We start from the raw sequence: 17,074 nt of genomic DNA on the forward strand, positions 1-17,074 counted from the left end.
GTCTAGGTGACAATGATTGATTCCCAACCATCGTATTCACCCAGATGTTTGGCCGCCAGGTAGAACAATGGAAGTGTGACGTCATCAATAGAGTTGAACGCGGGAATATCTATTCGCCACAGCTGCGCGCAGTGATCGTTGCGACTACCGTCCGACGAGATTGCTCGAACCTTGAAGCCAAGTTGACCCGCTTCTGCCACGTAAGAATTCAACGAATCTGTGTCAGGGAAGTAGGCCCAATGATCTAATTCCCGGGGGACGGAGAGCTTGTCACCCTTTCCTTCCAAGGCCTCACAGACATGCCGGTTCTTGATGGTCTGGATATCGGCGTCCGAGGGGTACAAGTATGTGAGGTAGCTCGACCAGTCGGGCTCCTCCCGTGTGCCAGTTTCGTACTGGTAGTCACCGTAGGCATGCATGACAAAAGCGACACGTGTTGCCCAGGTTTGAGGGCGTGAGATGTAGAAGAAGAAATCTCGGCAGGAATTTGTCGTGCAGCGCCCGACATATTCTGTTTCCTTATCGACCAGGGGCTTGAGTGCATCCTCCACGGCGATGAGTGTGTCGAACTCTGTCTGGCTAGACAGCCCGTCATCACGGGGTTCCTTCATGTGCAATCGAACATATGCCATGTGAGGCAATTTCGGATTTGGTGCAGAGTCGTGCACGCCGAGGTCAACGTAGATTGAAGCGGGCTTGTCATCGACCTGCAGAAAATAGAAGTCCCAGTTATTGGTCATTTTTTCCTGATTTAAGAGGCGTTCAAGCAGGTTCAGGCACGAAGTGCTTCATGTTTGTGCGTTTTCGTCGTGCCTTGACGTGTAGTTCCGGGGGGCCGGACGAGGCAAGGGCTCAAAGCAGCCCCACTTTCGGTTGTTGCTTTAGATGAAATGCCATGTGACTGTACTGTTGATGCGGTATGAATTTCAAGTTCCCCGTCCATGTAGGTTGGAGTGATTGCCCCTCCGTCGCATGGGCTCGCGACTACCTCTGAGGTACTCGCGACTATCCCGGAGGACCTCGCGACCCCCTCCGAGGTGGTCCGTCCTATATCAGAGGTCCTCGCTTGGGTGTGGGGGATAGGGCGGGGCTGTCTCGGAGCTGCTCGCGAGGAGCACCCGGACAGTCGGTCCCTATCCCGGTGGGCCTCGCGAGCAGCTTTGAGCTCCTCGCGAGGAGCTTTCGGACAGGGCGGGAGTATCGGCGGGATAGGGGCGGTCTGTCCCGGAGGGGCTCGCAAGGGATTCGCGGACAGGGCAGGACACTCGCCGGGCTCCTCGTGAGGAGCTTCCGGATAGTCGGGACGGGTTTGGGGATTGTCGGGGCGGTTTCTGGGCGTGTCGGGTGGTGTGGAGTGCGTGTGCGGAGCGGCTCGGCTTTGGAGGGCCGGGCGTCGCGGTCGCAACTGTCTTGCGTCAAGCCGATGGGGTGTCGTGCAGGAACCGGATCAAGGCCTGGAAGTTGGATGCGGCGTTGCCGCTGGGATCGACGATGCTGTGGCTGAAGTATTTCTCGATGTTGGCCGCCGTGATGGCCGTATTGAGCGGATCGTAGGTCGCGCCGCTGGCGCCGCCCGCCGTGTGTCCCATCATCCGGGTCATGGCGATCTGGCCGATGCCAGCGGCAGCAGCCTTGTTGCCGCTGGCCACGGCCTTGTCGTACAGCGCCTTTTCGGCCGGGCTGAGATTCGCCATGGTATTGACGAACCCGGTGGCCTTTTGCATGTAATCGAGATCGTCGGCGCTCAGCTCGTCGGGCGACTTGCCCTGGGCGACGATCCCGGCGAGCCGCTTGTCGTTGGTGAGCAGGTAGGCCTGATCTTCCTGCGATCGGTTGATCGGGCCCCGGGCCCTGATCTCCGCGAGCCGGGCTGCGACGCCCCCATCGTCATGGCTGGCGGTGGAGGAGGCGGAGGCGGCAAGCGCATCCCGCGCGGCCTGGGAAATGCGGACGGTATCGGCAGTATTTGCCGAAGAAACGGTCGGGATCGGCCGGGGCGACGTGGTCCGAAACATTTCTGCCGTATAACCAAGGCGTGATGTGGCCTGGATGATCATGATGCGCCTCCGATTTCAGATACTCGAAATCAGTGCAATGAACATGCCAATGGCAGAATCGGAAGGCGGTGCGGTTTCGGCGCACGGCTGACGACAAGCAGCTGAGACCCGTCGTCGAGCATCGGAGGGGGATGGGGGCGGACGGGTTCAGCGCACCCCGCGCAGCTGTTGCAGGCGTTCGTTGGCGAACTGGGCCACTTCCGGGCTGAGCTCTTCCGTGTCGATCGCGCGCTGGAAGGCTTCCCTGGCATCGCTCAACTTGTTTTCCGCCTGCAGCGAGATGCCGACGCCGACGAGCCAGTTGGGCATCGCGGGATCGCTGCGCAGGGCGGTGATGTAGTGCTGCGCTGCTTCGGCATGGCGTCCCTGGCTCTGCAGCAGGGCGGCCAGAAATGCATGGTATTCGGCGTCGTCGGCCGCGCCGGCGAGGCCGTGCTCCAGCGTTGCTAGCGCCTCGGTCCTGGCGCCGCCGGCGACCTGCAGGCGTGCCAAGGCCATCGCCAGGCCGCTGGACCCCGCCCGCTGGCCGGAGGCGCCGTCCAGTCCCGCACGCAACAAGGTGATCGCTTCCCCGTTGCTGCCGCCATTGGCGAGCAGTTCCGCCAGCAGCAGCCGTGCGTCGTCGTTGCTGGAATCGGCGGCCAGCGACTGCCGCAGGGCTTGCTGGGCTTCCGCCGTGCGCGACTGCTGGATGGACTCGATGGCCTGCCGATAGAGATTGGCGGATCGCTGCTTCGGGCTCACGACCTTGAATGGCGACGGCAGTCCGTCGGCCGATCGGGCATCGGCATTGCGTTGGCGTTGCGCCTGTGCCGGGGCGTCCTGCACGTTCTTGTCGTCATTGCCGGACGTCCTGGCGAGGGGGGCCGGTTTCGCGGCGGCGTGGTCGTCCGCCAGGCGCGCGCCTGGCAAGGGCGCCGCGTGGGCAGCCGGTGCCTGGACAGTCTCCACCACGGGAGCAGGCGCTGCGGCCGCCTGCATGGGGGCGGGCGGCGGCGTTGGTGTTGGCGTGGGCTCGCTGGCGACGGCAGGTGCCGGCGGCGTGGCTGCCGGGCCAGCCATGCCAGTTGCGCCAGCGGGGGGCAGGGCAGCAGGGGCAGGGGCTGGCGCCACTGCAGGGGCCGCCGCGAGCGACGGGGCGGGGGGCTGTGCGGACATGAGCCGGGAGTATTGGCTCCAGGCCAGGGCGCCTGCGCCTATCGCTCCGGTCAGCAACACGAGAAGGCGCAGCGAACGCGGCTTTCCCTTGCGCGGGTGGGCCGGATTGATCTTCTGCGCCTGTCCCTGTTCCCCGGCGGTGGCGAATCTCGAATCGAGATCCGTCAGCATCTTGTTGATCAGGCTCATTGAAAATAGACCCATCCAAGACCGGCAATGCCGCCGCCGATCAGTGCCGTCACAAAAATGGCGAACAGTCTCGATCCGCGCGTTTTGCGCAAAGAAGCTGTGTCGTTCGCCGCCATCCATACGTCGGACGCCCCGACGCATTTCCTTCCCTTGCCGAAGGCCGACAGCATCGCCTTGTGCGCCAGGATATTCACCAGCCGCGGTATCCGTTTCGTCTTCCGTTCGAGCATCCACAGGGCCAGCGGCGAAAACAGCCGGCCCCCCTGATAGCCGGCGATGACCAGCCGGTGGCGGATGTAGTAGTCGAGTTCGTCGTGCAGTAAAGGAGTCAGGTGGTAATCGAAGGTGATGCGCTGCTTGAGTTGCCGGATGGACGGGTGATCAAGCTTCTGCTCCAGTTCCGGCTGCCCGAAAATGATGACCTGCAGCAGCTTGCGTTTTTCGGTTTCGAGATTGGTCAGCAGCCGGAGCACTTCGAGGGTCTCGATCGGCATCGCCTGGGCTTCGTCGAGGCAGATCACGATGCGTTTGCCCTCGTGGGCGATGATGTCCAGCAGCCTCCGGGTCAGCGCTTTCAGTAACTGGTGCGGGTCCGCAGCGGTCTCCGGCGCGATCTCCACTTCGAGCTCCGACACCAGCTCCATGAACAGTCCGCGCGGCTCGAGGTAGGGGTTCGGAATGTAGGCGACCTTGAAATCCCGCTCCAGCTCGGCCATCAGCTTGCGGCACAGCAAGGTCTTGCCGGTGCCCACTTCGCCGGTGATCTTGATGAAGCCTTCCCCCGTGCGGATGGCGATCAGCAGTGTGTTGAGCGCCTCGTTGGCGGCCCCGGACGAGAAGAAGAAGCTGGTGTCCGGTGTAATGCTGAACGGAAATTCCCGGACACCGAAATGGCCGAGGTACATGTCCTTGACATCCAGTTCGCGTGAATTCATGGCGGCCTCTAGCGCGGGGCCTCGGCGGGCGCATTGCCCATGTTGCCGATCCTGTCCTCCGACTCCGCGATCTCGGCGGTCCACACGCTGTCGTCCTTCACGATGGTCGGTTTCAGCAGGATGACCAGTTCGCGCTTGACTGCACTTTGTGCCCCCTTGCTGAACAGCGCGCCCGGGCCGGGTACATCGCCGACGCCCGGCACCTTCGAGCGGTTGTCGGACACGCGTTCCGTCATCAGGCCGCCGATCACCACCACCTGCCCATCCTTGGTCTTCACCACGCTGTCCGTCTCGCTGATGGTATTGACGGCGAAGGGCACGCTGACGGCATTCGCCGTGGGCAGGGAGATCTTCTGCTTTTCGACGATGCTGTTCACCATCGAATGGACGTGCAGCGTGATGTTCTCCTTGTCGTCGATCTTCGGCGTCACATCCAGGGAAATGCCTGAAAAGAAGGGTTGATAGATCAGCGTGGGGGGCGTGGTCACGGATGGGCCGGTACCAACCGTGGTTGTGCCGCCGGAGATGTTGGTCACGAAGGGCTCCTCGCTGCCGACCTTCAATACGGCCTTCTGGCTATTCAGCGTGGCGATGCGAGGGCTGGACAGCACATGCACGTTGCCCTGGGTCTGCAGGAAATTGATCAATGCGGAGAAGTTGCGGAACTGCATGGCCATCCCCAGGCCGGCGGAGAAGGCGTTGGCGTTGGCCGCGCCGACAAGGCCGGCACCGAGCAGTTCGCCCAGGCTCGTTCCCGCGTTTATCGCCCCGCCGCCGCTGGCCGTCGCGGCATTCAGCTTGGTGGTGTCGGAGCCGACTGAAAAGCGGTGCAGCCCCCCCTGAAAACCCGCCCAGTTGATGCCCTGCTGGGATTGGGCGTTCAGTTCGACGTCGATGATCTTGGCCTCGATGATGACCTGGCGCTCGATGCTCAACTGCATGGAATGCAGCATCCTGGCGATCATCCGGTGCTCATTCGGCATGCCGCTGACAAGGATCGTGCCGCTCATCTGGCTGATCGCCATCGCGCGGCCGTCGGTACAGCCGTCCACGCCGCGCTGGCGTTCACCCGATTGCACGTCCCCCGTGTAGGAGACGTCGGCCCGGCTGGTGCTGGACGAGGTAGCGGAACTGGATGTGCCGGAGGCTGCGCCACTGGGAGCGCCGCTTGTTCCCGATCGCATCGGGACGTTCTTCGGAATCTGGCATCCCAGGGTGGTGCGCAAGGCGTCTTCGATTTCGCCCCACACATCGGATTTTGCGATGGTGCTCAGCGCACTGGCCTGGATCGAGGAGTAACCGGAGCCCGAGCCAGAGTTGGACGATGAGCTCGACGACGCACTCGCCGTCGAGCCCGATCCGCTGGACGATCCGGAACTCGACGAAGCGCCGCCGACCACCTGCAGGTCGCTCACGCCCCGGCGTTGGCCGATGATGTAGTTCACCTGGTACAGGCGGGTCTGCAACTCGGGTGGCGAGACATAGATCCGGTTGCCGTCGACCGTGTAGTCGAAACCGTAAACCTCGCGGATCGCATCCAGTGCCTCGAATACCGTGACGTCCTTGAGGCTGACGGTCATCCTCTCCGTCGATGGGGGCGGCGGCGTGGCGGGCAGGGCGCCTTGCGCAGCCAGAGGTGGAGCAGGTGGCGTGTTCTTCGGCTTGATCATGATGCTGTAGCGGGTGCCGGTGACGATGGCGGTGAGCACCTTGTTCACCGGTGCATCCGTCACCACCAGGTCGAAACGCTGTTCGAGCTGCCGGCTCGACGCTCTGGGCATAGCCTTCCTGAGCGGGGGAAGGAGCGAGCTGCTGACCGCATCGGGGAGTGGCGCCACCTTTTCCCTGGGGGTTGCCGCCTGTTTCAGTTGATCGTTGATCCTGTCGAGGGTGGAGGTGTCACGCGGCGGATAGGCGGCCGAACAGGCGGCAAGGCTCGCGGCCAGCAAGGGGATGGTGATGGTTTTGAGTTTCATTGTTCGCCCCGGTGGATTCGTTTACCGTCGCCGCTCCTGTATGCCGGCCCCTCGCCCTTTAGTGCTCCGCCTCGATTTCTTGCGGGAGCCGATGTGATGACCTTCTTCACGCCCGGCGTCAGCTCCACTGATTTGGACGCGTCTTGCGCGACCACTTCGTCCGGTTTGATGGCCACCACCTTCGAGCCGTTGTAGGTGTCGCCCGGCTTCACGACCTGGCCATCGATCAGCGCGAATCTTCTCGATGGCCCGATCAGGATCAATTGCAGTCCGGATGTAGCGTCCGGGCTGGTGGCGGTCGCGGTTGTACTGCCCGGCGTATTGGCAAGAGGGGCTGCGGCCTGGGCTGCGGACCACGCCGCCGGCGGCATGGTCGGGTCGAGCCGGGTGTCCCCCCACGCGGTCCCGACGCAAGCCAGTGCCACGATGGAAGCGAAACACGGCTTCAAGATGATGTGCGTAGGATGCTTGGGCATAGGTGTGGCTTCCCGCTCGTGGGCTCAACGCAGGGGGGCATTGGATTGCCGGCTCAAGGAGTAAATGACCAGCTTCAGCACCGCATCGGGGGGCGCCGAGGCGTCGAGTCCCGCCTCGGCCCAGAACAGGGGATGCGGGTGTTTCTGCAAATTCTCCATGTAAGACAGGAGGGTCAGGTAATTGCCCTTGATGCGGACCTCGACGCCATGTTTATAAATGACGGCATTGGCTCCGCTGTCCGGCTTGTTCTCGGCCCCCAGGAATGGCGTCACCGGCAGGGTTTTCAGGGACACCAGGGTCAGACCGGGGCTCGCTTCCAGCAATTCGGCCACCAGCGCCCCGATTTGCGACGCGCTGCCATCGAGCTGGGTATAAATGGCCTCCGCATCGGCAATCTGTTTCTTCAGTCCATCGAGGACAGCGCGGTCGTCGGCGGGCGGCGCTGCGCCCTTCGCCAGGTCCTCCGTCTCGGCCAACGCCTTGTTGATCGTGAGCAATTCACTCTTGTGGGCCTGGTCTTGCTGACGCAAGCGCTCTATCTTCTTCTGCTGTGGTCCCAGCAGTGAGAGATCGACGAGGAAATACAGGCTGATCGCCAGCGCGCCCGCGACCAGCAGCTGCTCGCGCCGCGCCAGCCCGGCAAACTTGGCGATGGCAATATCGAATGGTTTCATGGGCTGATCACGCGCGTCTCAATACAACTTGAACGCCGTTGCGGTGGCCGGGCGTGGGGCCTCACCGGGTTTGCTGCCGGCTGCTTCCGGAGTCAGCTCCAGCGAGGTGAATTGCACGCCATCCTCGATGAAAAGGGTATTCAGCCGTTGGGCATAGCGCATCACGGATTCCTTGCGCAGGGCATGGCCACCGACCTGCACGGACTTTCCCGCCCGGTCGACGGTGACGCTGCTCAGCCATACCCCTTCTTCACTGGCGTTCGTCAGCGCCGAAAAATAGTGGGCGTAGCCCTGTCGGCTGCCCAGTTCTCCCATCTGGGCCAGAAACTTCTGCGCGGCCTCGGCCTTGGGGCGAAGGAGGGCAATTTCTGCGTCCAGGCCTTTCTGCTGGGTTCGCGCCTGCAGGGTTGCGGTTGCCTGCTGCAATTGGAGCGCACTGGCCGCTTCAGTCTCCTGGGCAGCGCGAAGTGCGCTCTGCCGCACGCCCCAGACCGTCAGCAGCGAGACGAGTAACATGCCCAACACGGCCAGCGTCGCCAGGGCGGAAGCCGATCCGCTTCTCTTCATTACGAGCAGATTGATCTGTTGACTCATACCGTGCTCTTCATGAAACGCAGGGCGGCGCCCAGTGCGGAGAAATGGAGGGATTGTGCTTCCTTCCGCGCCAGCTCAGGCGTCAGTGAAATATCGAAAAGAGAGGCAAGATCGAGTTCCTCGACGGCGATTGGAAGATGTCGGGAGATCAAGTCGCCCAGGTCCGCTCCGTCGGATGTCGGCGCCAGCAGAATACGGTTGACGTCGATGAATGACATGTTGCGGCTTATGAAATCCAGCGAGCGCTGAATCTGAAGCACGATCCGCTCACAGGCCCGGGTCCTGGAGTCCACATCGTCGGAAGCACTGAACAGGGATTCTTCGAAAAAGCGGTCGAGATAGAGTTCGCCATTGAAATTGACGGTGAACTGGACGCCCTGTGGGCTGACCCGCAGCAGCCCGACGCCTTCCCTTGGCTTTTCTGCCAAGGCTGCGATATTGCGTTGCGCCGTCTCGCGTACGTCGATTGCCTTTAAGGGAATCCGGGCCTTCTGAAATAGCTCGTTATACCCGACGATGATTTCGTACCTTGCCGCCATGACATAAAGCTGGGGCTCATGGGGGCGGTTTGGTATCAGGTTGTCGGTGGGAATCCGCATCCAGGCAATGCTTGCATCGTCCACTGGATAATCGAGCATGCTGCCAATTGCCCAACGAAGGCTCTGATCGATCTCGTCAGGTTTTACGGACGGCTCCGGCACGACCAATATATTGTAGGTCTTGTGCTGGAGCGGCAGGGTCCAGCGACAGCCGGGTACCGAGATGATTTTTGCAAGTCCGGTCAACGTGGCGACATCGAATCGCCCACCGGAAATTGAGCCGCATTTGACGACACGTGGCTTGCTGCCCATGGCTTGCGGTGGCATCACCGTGACGCCGACGAGGCAGTCTTCTCCGGCATCAACGGCAGTCCAGCCGGTCTCCCTTTTTTTTCTGAACGAGATCGTCATCTTTTTCCACGCAAGTGAGAACCAGATACGCATCACCATTCGATCCGACCCAGTGGAAAGACGACCCGGTCGGCCGAACAACCGTCAGTATTCTGGTGAAGATGGTACAAGATGGAGGTGCGTGTCTGTCACGGATTAGTTGTGCCTTTCTGTGACTGCTGCATTGGGACTGTGAGATTTTTGGGGTTCTCAGGCATTATCGATGTGCGCGGTCTCAATTCATGGGGGCATTCTGGCAGGGGCCGTCAGAAGAATTGCACGGCCGGGTATAAGCGCGGCTTCGCTGAATAGGCGGTCAGCGGATTCGGCGGGGCCTCGGCAATCACCCTATCTCATCTGGAGCTTCCGCAATGGCAGTGATAAAAGCTGCGCAAGTCGGCGCCGCACTGATCGAGGAAGGTTTCCTCACCGAGGAAAAGCTCGCCGAAGCCCTTGCCGAGCAGCAGCGGACCGGGCGGCTATTGGGGCGGGTATTGCTGGACAACCTCTATGTCACGGAGGAGCAGCTCGCCAAGGTTATTGCCGCGCAACAGGGCATCGTCTTCGTTGACCTGCGGCGCTTCGATGTATCGCCGGAAATAGTCCAGGTCCTGACGGAAATCCAGGCGCGACGATTCCACGCCATCATTCTGGAAGACCGGGGCGATCATTACGTCGTGGGCTTCGTCGATCCGTCCGATCTGCGCGCCCAGGATGACCTGTCACGGCTGCTCGGCAAGCCGATCGACGTGGCTGTGATCACCAGCGAGCAATTCAGCAAGACCGCGGACCGCATCTACCGCAAGACCGAGCAGATCGACGAATACGCCAAGGAAGTCGAGCGAGACCTCGAGCGTGAAAGCGGCGTGGTGGATCTCGGCCACATGGATGTCGCCATCGACGACATGGATGCGCCGGTGGTCAAGCTGTTGCAGACCATCTTCGAAGAAGCTGCGCACATGCGGGCATCGGACGTCCATATCGAGCCCCAGGACAAAAAGCTGGTGGTGCGTTTCCGGATCGATGGGACCTTGCACCCCCAGCTCGAAGCCGACCCCAAGATCTCCTCGCCCTTGATGGTGCGGCTCAAGCTCATGGCCGGGCTCGACATCGGTGAAAAGCGTCTGCCCCAGGATGGACGTTTCGCCATCAGGACCGGCAGCAATCGTATCGATATCCGCATGTCCACCCTGCCGACGCAGCATGGCGAATCGGTGGTCATGCGCCTGCTGATGCAGGGTAGAGGCCTGCTCGATCTCGACAAATCCGGCATGCCGGCGCACATGGTCGGCAAGTTCCGCAGCATCATCCAGTCGCCGCACGGGATCGTGCTGGTGACGGGCCCTACGGGCAGCGGCAAGAGCACCACGCTGTACGCTGCATTGCAGGAGCTCAATCAGCCCAACGTCAAGATACTGACCTGCGAAGACCCGGTCGAGTACCGCATCCCCGGGATCAATCAGGTGCAGGTTAATGAGAAGATCGAATTCACCTTCGCCCGGGTGCTGCGTTCCTTTCTGCGGCAGGATCCTGACATCCTGCTGGTGGGGGAGATCCGGGATCAGGAAACCGCCCAGATCGCCGCCCGCGCCGCCATGACCGGCCATATGGTGTTGTCCAGCCTGCACACCAATGATGCGGCGAGCACCCCGGCCCGCTTGCTCGACATGGGGGTGCCGAGCTACATGATTGCGTCCAGCCTGCTGGCCGTCGTGTCGCAGCGCTTGCTGCGGGTGATCTGTGACTATTGCTCCGAACCCTATCGCCCAGGCCACGACCAGATCGAGTGGTTCAAGCACTACCAGGGTGATGATGTGTCGGCAGCGGATTTCCGTTATGGCGTGGGCTGTAGCCGCTGCAACGGTGTCGGTTTCACTGGCCGCGTCGGCGTCTATGAAATGCTCGAGATGACCGCTCCGCTGGCTGCGGCCATTCACAAGGGCGATGCGGTGCAGTTTGAACATCTGGCGCGGGAACAGATGGGTAGCGGGACGCTCGACCGTCAGGCGCTCGACCTTGTGGTCAAGGGAAAAACCACCATCGCAGAGGCCATGACGGTCGTGGCCTCTGCCGAAATCTGATTCCAAGGCGGGAGGGACGGCGCGCAATGGATATCTTCGAATACAAGGGCCGCAACAAGCGCGGCGAGATCATGCAGGGGACGATACAGTCGCCCAACCCCGCGGCGGTGGCGGCGTGGATGATCGAGTCCGGAATCTCGCCCATCCAGATCCGGCAGCAGACCGACAAGCTCAAGGGCCAGCCTCAGTGGTTGCTGGCCTTGCAGGGGGCTGGCACCGTCAAGCCGGCCGATCTCCTGCTATTTACCCGCCAGATGGGCACTCTGGCCAAGGCCGGCATTCCGATGATGCAGGCCTTGGCCGGAATGCTGAAGGCCACCGCCAACCCGGCGCTGACCGAGGTCATACAGGATATTCGCGCCCACCTCGACAAGGGGGCCGAACTGAGTGCCGCCATGGCCCGCCATCCGAAAGTATTCGACAGCTACTACGTCAGCATGGTCAGGGTGGGGGAGGGCACCGGGAAGCTGGAAGAGATCTTCAAGAGTCTGTACGAGCAGCTCGCATTCGAAAAGGACATGCGGCAAAAGGTCAAGGCAGCGCTGCGCTACCCGACCTTCGTGATGATCGCTATCGCCATCGCCATCGCCATCGTCTCGCTCTTCGTCATTCCCTCGTTTGCCAAAACCTACGCCAAGATGCACGCGTCACTGCCTTTCCTCACGCTGCTTCTGCTCGGCATATCCGAATTCGCCGTGCGCTACTGGTGGGCGGTGCTGAGCATGCTGGCGGGGGCAGTCTATGCCTTCAGGTCGTTTGTCAGGTTGCCGGAGGGGCGTTACTTCTGGGACAGACTGAAACTCCGCCTGCCGGTTGTTGGACGGATCATCAAGAAGGCGACCATCGCGCGGTTCTGCCGCAGCTTTGCGACGGCGAGCAAGAGTGGCTTGCCCATCGTGCAGGCCTTCACGCTCGTTTCGCGGGTGCTGGACAACGCCTATTTCGAAGAGCGCATCCTGCTCATGCGCGAGGGTGTGCAGCGGGGTGAGAGCATGCTGCGCGTCGCACAGACCGCTGGCATCTTTGCCCCACTCGAGCTGCAGATGATCGCGGTCGGCGAAGAAAGCGGCGAGATCGACAGCATGTTGATGGAAGTCGGCGAGATGTATCAGGAAGAGGTCGAATACGAGGTGAGCCGTGTTGCCGAGTCCGTCGAACCCATTCTGCTGGGCTGCATCGGTGCGATGGTTCTCGTCCTCATGCTGGGGATCTTCATGCCGCTGTGGGACTTGGGATCGGTGGCCATGAAGAAGCACTGACGAGCGCCGTCGTGTTTCTCGTGTCATCCGGCGTATTGTCGGGTAGAGGCTTCGCGCCGCTGTTACTGTATCGGCTCGCTCCAGCTGGTCTTCTTTGCAGTCAGGTTGCCCAGGATGACGATCTGAGCGGGATCCACGCCACTCAGGCAGGCAAAGCCCGAAGCCCAGTCATCGCCGGAGGTGATGTTGGTTAGGGTGAAGTTGGTGTTCGAGCCGGTATTGTCGAAGAAGAAGGGGCAGACGCCACCGCAAAGCAGCGCACTGCTGGCGAGTCGGGTTGTCGGTTTGCGGGACACGCTATAGGAGTTGGCTGAGGTGACGGACACAACCGCAGCCCTCGCAAGAATGGTGTCGCTGGCGGCCGTCTGGCTGGTGCTGACAGGGTAGGTGCCGTTGCAGGCGCTTCCTGTTGCCAAGGGCCCCGTGATCCGTGTATTCGGTCGGACGTTTACGCCGAAGAGCGCGTCGCCATTGGCGGGGCTGCCATTGCTGCAACTGGTCACCGTCAGGGTCGTGCCGCTGATGCTGCCGGTGAAGGTGGACGAGTCGAATGCCCCGGTACCGGAAGAAACTGCAAGGGCCGTACCGGTCGAGGGAGTGCTGTTGGCACCGGATATCGTGCCGGACAAGGTAATCGTGGTGCCCACGGATTCCAGGCTGGACGAGGCGACGAGTTGGGGGGCGCCTGTGAGATTGTACGTGCTGCCGGCCGCTCCCCACGTGCCGGAGCGCAATGTCCCCAGAGTGCCGTAGGTCGTCGCGCCGCCGCTGTTGGTGATGCTGTCGCCCAGGGTCAGTACGCCACTGGACGGGGCTGTCGCCAGTCTCAGGACATTGCTTTTTGCCCACAAGGTGGTCGCCGTGGCGACCGTCGATGCGGTGACGATGCTATAGGTGCTGCCAGTGGCCCCCAAGGTGCCCGAGATCAGGCTACCAAGCGTGCCATAGACGGTTGTGCCGCCATTGTTGGTGATGGTGTCGCCGATGGTCAGGATGGCCGGGGCCGTCACACCGCTGGTGATGGTCAGGGTCTTGGTTGCGCCGGCGCCCGTTATCGTCCCGCTGAATGTGGCGCCGATCGTCCCCGTGAAATTGGCGCCATTTGTGGCACCCGTCGCTCCAGTAGGATAGTAGGCGGGATTGTAGGAATACCAGATCTGCGAATACAGGTTGTCCCCCTGGGTGCCGGTCATACGCAGAATCTGGCTCAGCGGCTGGATGCCGAGTGTCATGTGGTTCAGCTGGTTGGCCGCCGACGCCGGCCAGGAGGAAAAACCGTAGACCAGCGTATTCGCGCCTGCGGCGTTGCTCGCGCTAGCGGTACCGCCATAACCCGTGGCGTTGGTGGGGGCCGCGCAGTTCCAGGTGGTGGGGAGGCTGCCGGTTGTCGTGGACGTGCCAATCGTCTTGTTGGAGCCGCTATCCCGGCCAAACGAGCCGACGAAGCCGACCGACCCGCCGCTCAGGGGGTAGAACAGCGCACCGGTCTGGACATAATTGCGTGCCGCAGGGTTGTTGCTGTTATCCACCAGGGTGTCGGTGATGCTATAGGTGCCAGCGGTGGGTACCGAGGCGTAGACCCCCATCCCGCTCACGTTGTTGGTGCCGGTGTTGTTCAGGTTCCAGCCCGACACACTTGTCAACGTGATCAGGCAGGAGCCGCCTGTATTGGTGCAGCTGCCGATCATCGCACTTGAGCCGCCCCCGGCCTTGGCGCGATAGGCAAGGTTGGTAAACGCCGCCGCATTATTCGCGGTGGTATTCAGGTTCAGGGTGAATTGGCTGGTGTTGCCCTCGATGCCCTGATTGTTCGTGAGAGACAGCAGGGCGCGGATGGTGCGGGAGTAGGAGCCGATAGTCCCCTTCACGGTGACGGTGCAGCCGGTACAGTTCGGATTGAGGATACTGCCCCCGCAGGTGCTTGGGGTCGAGGTGGCGGACAGGAATTGGAAGGCGCCCCGGTACTGGAAGGTGCCCTGGCCCAGGTTGGCGGCCGTCAGTGAGGTCAGGCCGGTGCAGGTGGCATCCGTGTATCCGTTGGTCCTGGCTGCCTGCCAGATTGTGCCCTGCATTCTTTCCACTCCGCTCTCGGCCACGAACAGCGCTGAGATCTGCTGTTCATTCGCCGCCGCATCGATCACGGCCGAGCCCGATAGATTCATGACGGCGCTCGCCGCGGCCAGCAAAAGGAACACCAGCACCATGGCAATAGCCGCTGAAGCGGCTCCGCGCTGCCGGCGGAGTGGGGCAAGTGGGCTCATGTGATGTTCTTCAGTTCGACGCGGGTACGCTGCGTGTAATTGCTGCCGTTGTGCCGCAAAGTCAGCGAAATCTGCACCGAGCGCACCAGTTTCGGATCCGTCGTGGTGGTGACGCCATCGCTGGTCAGATAGGTGAAGGACAGTCCGGTCGTTCCATTCAGCTCGTCCGTCAGCGTTTGTGCCGCGACCGTCGGTGTCGAATAGGCCAGCTTCACGGCGCTGCCGGTATTGCTGATGGTGACGGTGGCCGTGGATGCCGTACCGCTGGCGTCGAGGAAGGTCCGGGTGAAGATCATGGTGTTCGGACACATGCCGAGCGTCCCCGCTGTGCATGTCGCCCCGACGGGCGCCGCGAAGGCGAAGCCGTTGCTGCTGTTGTAATTGACCTCGCGGATTTCCCGCGCCAGCCTTTCGGTGGCGTAGCGCAGCTTGTCCAGCACGACCAGGTCGGCCTGGGTCGTGTTGTAGGCCAGCAGGCCGGACAGGGTCATCGGCGTGAGTACCGCCGCCATGATGCTGACGACGATGATGACGATGACCAGTTCGATCAGCGTGAATCCCCGTGCGCGGCCCATGTCCGGCCTCACAGTGGCTCGTGGTTGGCCAGCAGGACCGTAATGGCCGACGACGCGGAACTCCTGCTGACGGTAATCCTGACATCCCGGCACTGGACCCCGTTGGGGCACGTCGTCGAGGTGGCGCCGGTGCCGGTGTAAAGGCTGCCGACATTTACGCCCAGCGTGAAGCCGCTCGGCGTGTCGCAGGCGAAAGTGTTGCTTGCGAACCAGGCGAAGCCGAGGTCGCGGCGGGTGGCCAGGAGCCGCTCGGCGCACTCCTGGGCGTATTGGGAAGCCTGTTGCTGGGTCTCGTTGAGGGACAGAGAGCCGGACGTGTTGCCGAAAATGCTGGCGATGCCTGCCATGCCGACGCCGATGATCAGCATCACCACCACCAGTTCCAGCAGCGTGAATCCGGACGAGCGGCGCATGTCAGTAGCTCGCCTGGGCAAAGCCGGTGATCGGGAGCACCGTGACCTGGACGCTGCGGCCGTTACCCGACAGGGTATAGGTCCGGGCTGGGCTGGTGGTGATCAGGCTTCCGCTGGCCTGGGGCCGCCCCAGGCTGTCGAAATCGAGGGTATTGCTGGTGGGGGCCAGCGTGACGCCGTCCGACAGATTCATGCTGAAATTCAGCCCGGTGGCCGGATCGGTCACGGCGCTGGTGGTCGAACAGGCGGAGGTGTCGCATGAAACGACCGTGTAATTGGTGCCGGCTGCATTCACCGTCAGCCGCAGTCGGCTGCCCCGGCTGATGGCCAGTAGCTGGATATGCGAGAGATTGCGGCGAAACTGGTCGGCCTGGGTGCTGACACTCAGCTGCAGACTCGCCTGCATGCTCGTCATCACTGCGGAGGAAAGAATGCCGATCATGACTATGACGGCGACGAACTCAATTAGCGTGAAGCCCCTGCCGCGGCGATGGAGCGACTGGAAGAAAAATACGCTCGATGTCGTTACTTCCCGCTGCTGGATATGAATTGAAATGCCGGACATTGGGGGGGGCGAAATGACCAATGCCCGGCAGAGATCGAATGGATTGTCCGGAATAGCAGTCAATGAAGTCGGAGCGATCCGTGGCGGTCGCTTTTCATGACTCCAGTCCCGGACTTTCATTATGAAATGTGATAAAAAGCGAAATGCAATTGAAATCGGATCTGGTGAAAATCAATTACAAAGAGCTGCTGTCGTACAGGTAATGCCGGCTGGAGTGAGGATAGGGTCGGCAGCAGCCGTGAAGGTCGTGGTGATTGTTGCGGCAGTTCCACAAGTAATGACTGTCCCGGCAACGGTACATGTCGGGTCGGACATTTGTGCTGCAACTGCAGCAACACTGGGGGCCGCCCTGGCAACAGCAAATGCGCTCGACCAGGCTGATTTGAGCGCGCCTAGTGTCGCCGTATTCTTGGCTATCTGAGCCTGGTCACTGACGCCGGTCAGGGAGGGGATTGCCACGGCTGCAAGAATACCGATGATGACGATGACGACGACCAATTCGATCAAGGTGAAGCCGGCTTGCAGACGACGGCCAATACGGGTGGACGGCTTATTCATGAATGTCTCCTTTGATCAAGAATGAAAACTGCAAGGGTGCTAAGCGACACTTACTCCCACTCCCATCGAATGCATTCCTGATGCGATTGAGCGCATTGTGGAGGGCAGGTTTACAACAAACTTGAAGGTGACGTCTTTTAATTACTCTAATATAAATTTCTGGCGGGTGGATTCGGGGTGGGGTTTTTTAACGTCAAAGATCGTTACGTCGTGGGGCGCAGAAATTTATAGCTGATATGTCTCCCCGAGCTGCTTATATCGCCCGCTATTTATTCTTTTTGGTGAAAGTCCCATACGCCTTTTTCAGACTACTCCTTCGCAACCGTTGGTGATGACCGACTCAATGTGCTGTCTGTGAAACATTTCCTGCTCA

Annotated in this window: 16 protein-coding genes; 2 read left to right on the forward strand and 14 right to left on the reverse strand. The window is 61.4% G+C overall.

The annotated features are described in order from the left end of the window. Positions 1 to 2 precede the first annotated feature (2 nt). The 9 genes from AC1PQG_RS07230 to pilM all read right to left on the reverse strand — a co-directional run bounded on the left by AC1PQG_RS07230 (position 3) and on the right by pilM (position 9,043). A complete protein-coding gene (locus tag AC1PQG_RS07230; protein ID WP_481121936.1) occupies positions 3 to 740 on the reverse strand; it encodes a DUF695 domain-containing protein in 738 nt (245 codons plus the stop codon). 675 nt (positions 741 to 1,415) lie between these two features. After that, positions 1,416 to 2,057, reverse strand: a complete 642-nt coding sequence (locus AC1PQG_RS07235) for a hypothetical protein (protein WP_481121937.1) — start codon at positions 2,055 to 2,057, stop codon at positions 1,416 to 1,418. Positions 2,058 to 2,204: 147 nt separating this feature from the next. Next, entirely contained in the window at positions 2,205 to 3,119 is a 915-nt protein-coding gene (locus AC1PQG_RS07240) for a tetratricopeptide repeat protein (protein WP_481121938.1), read from the reverse strand. A gap of 281 nt (positions 3,120 to 3,400) precedes the next feature. Beyond that, entirely contained in the window at positions 3,401 to 4,339 is a 939-nt protein-coding gene (locus AC1PQG_RS07245) for an ExeA family protein (protein WP_481121939.1), read from the reverse strand. 8 nt (positions 4,340 to 4,347) lie between these two features. Then, complete coding sequence (locus AC1PQG_RS07250; RefSeq protein ID WP_481121940.1) at positions 4,348 to 6,315, reverse strand: type II secretion system protein GspD; 1,968 nt, start codon at positions 6,313 to 6,315, stop codon at positions 4,348 to 4,350. Continuing rightward, positions 6,312 to 6,791: a hypothetical protein gene (locus tag AC1PQG_RS07255; RefSeq protein WP_481121941.1), complete on the reverse strand. Its 480-nt coding sequence runs from the start codon at positions 6,789 to 6,791 to the stop codon at positions 6,312 to 6,314. Before AC1PQG_RS07255 ends, AC1PQG_RS07250 begins: the two co-directional genes overlap by 4 nt. A 24-nt stretch (positions 6,792 to 6,815) precedes the next feature. Then, positions 6,816 to 7,466, reverse strand: a complete 651-nt coding sequence (locus AC1PQG_RS07260) for a hypothetical protein (protein WP_481121942.1) — start codon at positions 7,464 to 7,466, stop codon at positions 6,816 to 6,818. Between the two features lie 18 nt (positions 7,467 to 7,484). After that, positions 7,485 to 8,060: a hypothetical protein gene (locus tag AC1PQG_RS07265; RefSeq protein WP_481121943.1), complete on the reverse strand. Its 576-nt coding sequence runs from the start codon at positions 8,058 to 8,060 to the stop codon at positions 7,485 to 7,487. Next, complete coding sequence (gene pilM, locus AC1PQG_RS07270) at positions 8,057 to 9,043, reverse strand: type IV pilus biogenesis protein PilM (protein WP_481121944.1); 987 nt, start codon at positions 9,041 to 9,043, stop codon at positions 8,057 to 8,059. The genes AC1PQG_RS07265 and pilM overlap by 4 nt, the downstream gene beginning before the upstream one ends. 317 nt (positions 9,044 to 9,360) lie before the next feature. Between pilM and AC1PQG_RS07275 the strand changes: the two genes are divergently transcribed. Both AC1PQG_RS07275 and AC1PQG_RS07280 read left to right on the forward strand, forming a co-directional pair. Continuing rightward, positions 9,361 to 11,070: a GspE/PulE family protein gene (locus AC1PQG_RS07275; RefSeq protein WP_481121945.1), complete on the forward strand. Its 1,710-nt coding sequence runs from the start codon at positions 9,361 to 9,363 to the stop codon at positions 11,068 to 11,070. 26 nt (positions 11,071 to 11,096) lie between these two features. Next, positions 11,097 to 12,329, forward strand: a complete 1,233-nt coding sequence (locus AC1PQG_RS07280) for a type II secretion system F family protein (RefSeq protein WP_481121946.1) — start codon at positions 11,097 to 11,099, stop codon at positions 12,327 to 12,329. Between the two features lie 62 nt (positions 12,330 to 12,391). Here AC1PQG_RS07280 and AC1PQG_RS07285 read toward each other — a convergent pair whose 3' ends face one another. The 5 genes from AC1PQG_RS07285 to AC1PQG_RS07305 form a co-directional block, all read right to left on the reverse strand. Then, complete coding sequence (locus AC1PQG_RS07285; RefSeq protein WP_481121947.1) at positions 12,392 to 14,533, reverse strand: hypothetical protein; 2,142 nt, start codon at positions 14,531 to 14,533, stop codon at positions 12,392 to 12,394. A gap of 53 nt (positions 14,534 to 14,586) precedes the next feature. After that, entirely contained in the window at positions 14,587 to 15,165 is a 579-nt protein-coding gene (locus AC1PQG_RS07290) for a prepilin-type N-terminal cleavage/methylation domain-containing protein (protein WP_481121948.1), read from the reverse strand. 8 nt (positions 15,166 to 15,173) lie between these two features. Beyond that, the gene (locus tag AC1PQG_RS07295; protein ID WP_481121949.1) at positions 15,174 to 15,578 is read right to left on the reverse strand and encodes a type IV pilus modification PilV family protein; all 405 of its coding nucleotides are present in this window, start codon (positions 15,576 to 15,578) and stop codon (positions 15,174 to 15,176) included. Between the two features lies 1 nt (position 15,579). Beyond that, positions 15,580 to 16,143: a GspH/FimT family pseudopilin gene (locus tag AC1PQG_RS07300; RefSeq protein ID WP_481121950.1), complete on the reverse strand. Its 564-nt coding sequence runs from the start codon at positions 16,141 to 16,143 to the stop codon at positions 15,580 to 15,582. A gap of 171 nt (positions 16,144 to 16,314) precedes the next feature. Beyond that, a complete protein-coding gene (locus tag AC1PQG_RS07305; RefSeq protein ID WP_481121951.1) occupies positions 16,315 to 16,701 on the reverse strand; it encodes a prepilin-type N-terminal cleavage/methylation domain-containing protein in 387 nt (128 codons plus the stop codon). Positions 16,702 to 17,074: the final 373 nt, after the last annotated feature.

It is taken from the genome of Zoogloea sp. GDB6, assembly GCF_056724105.1.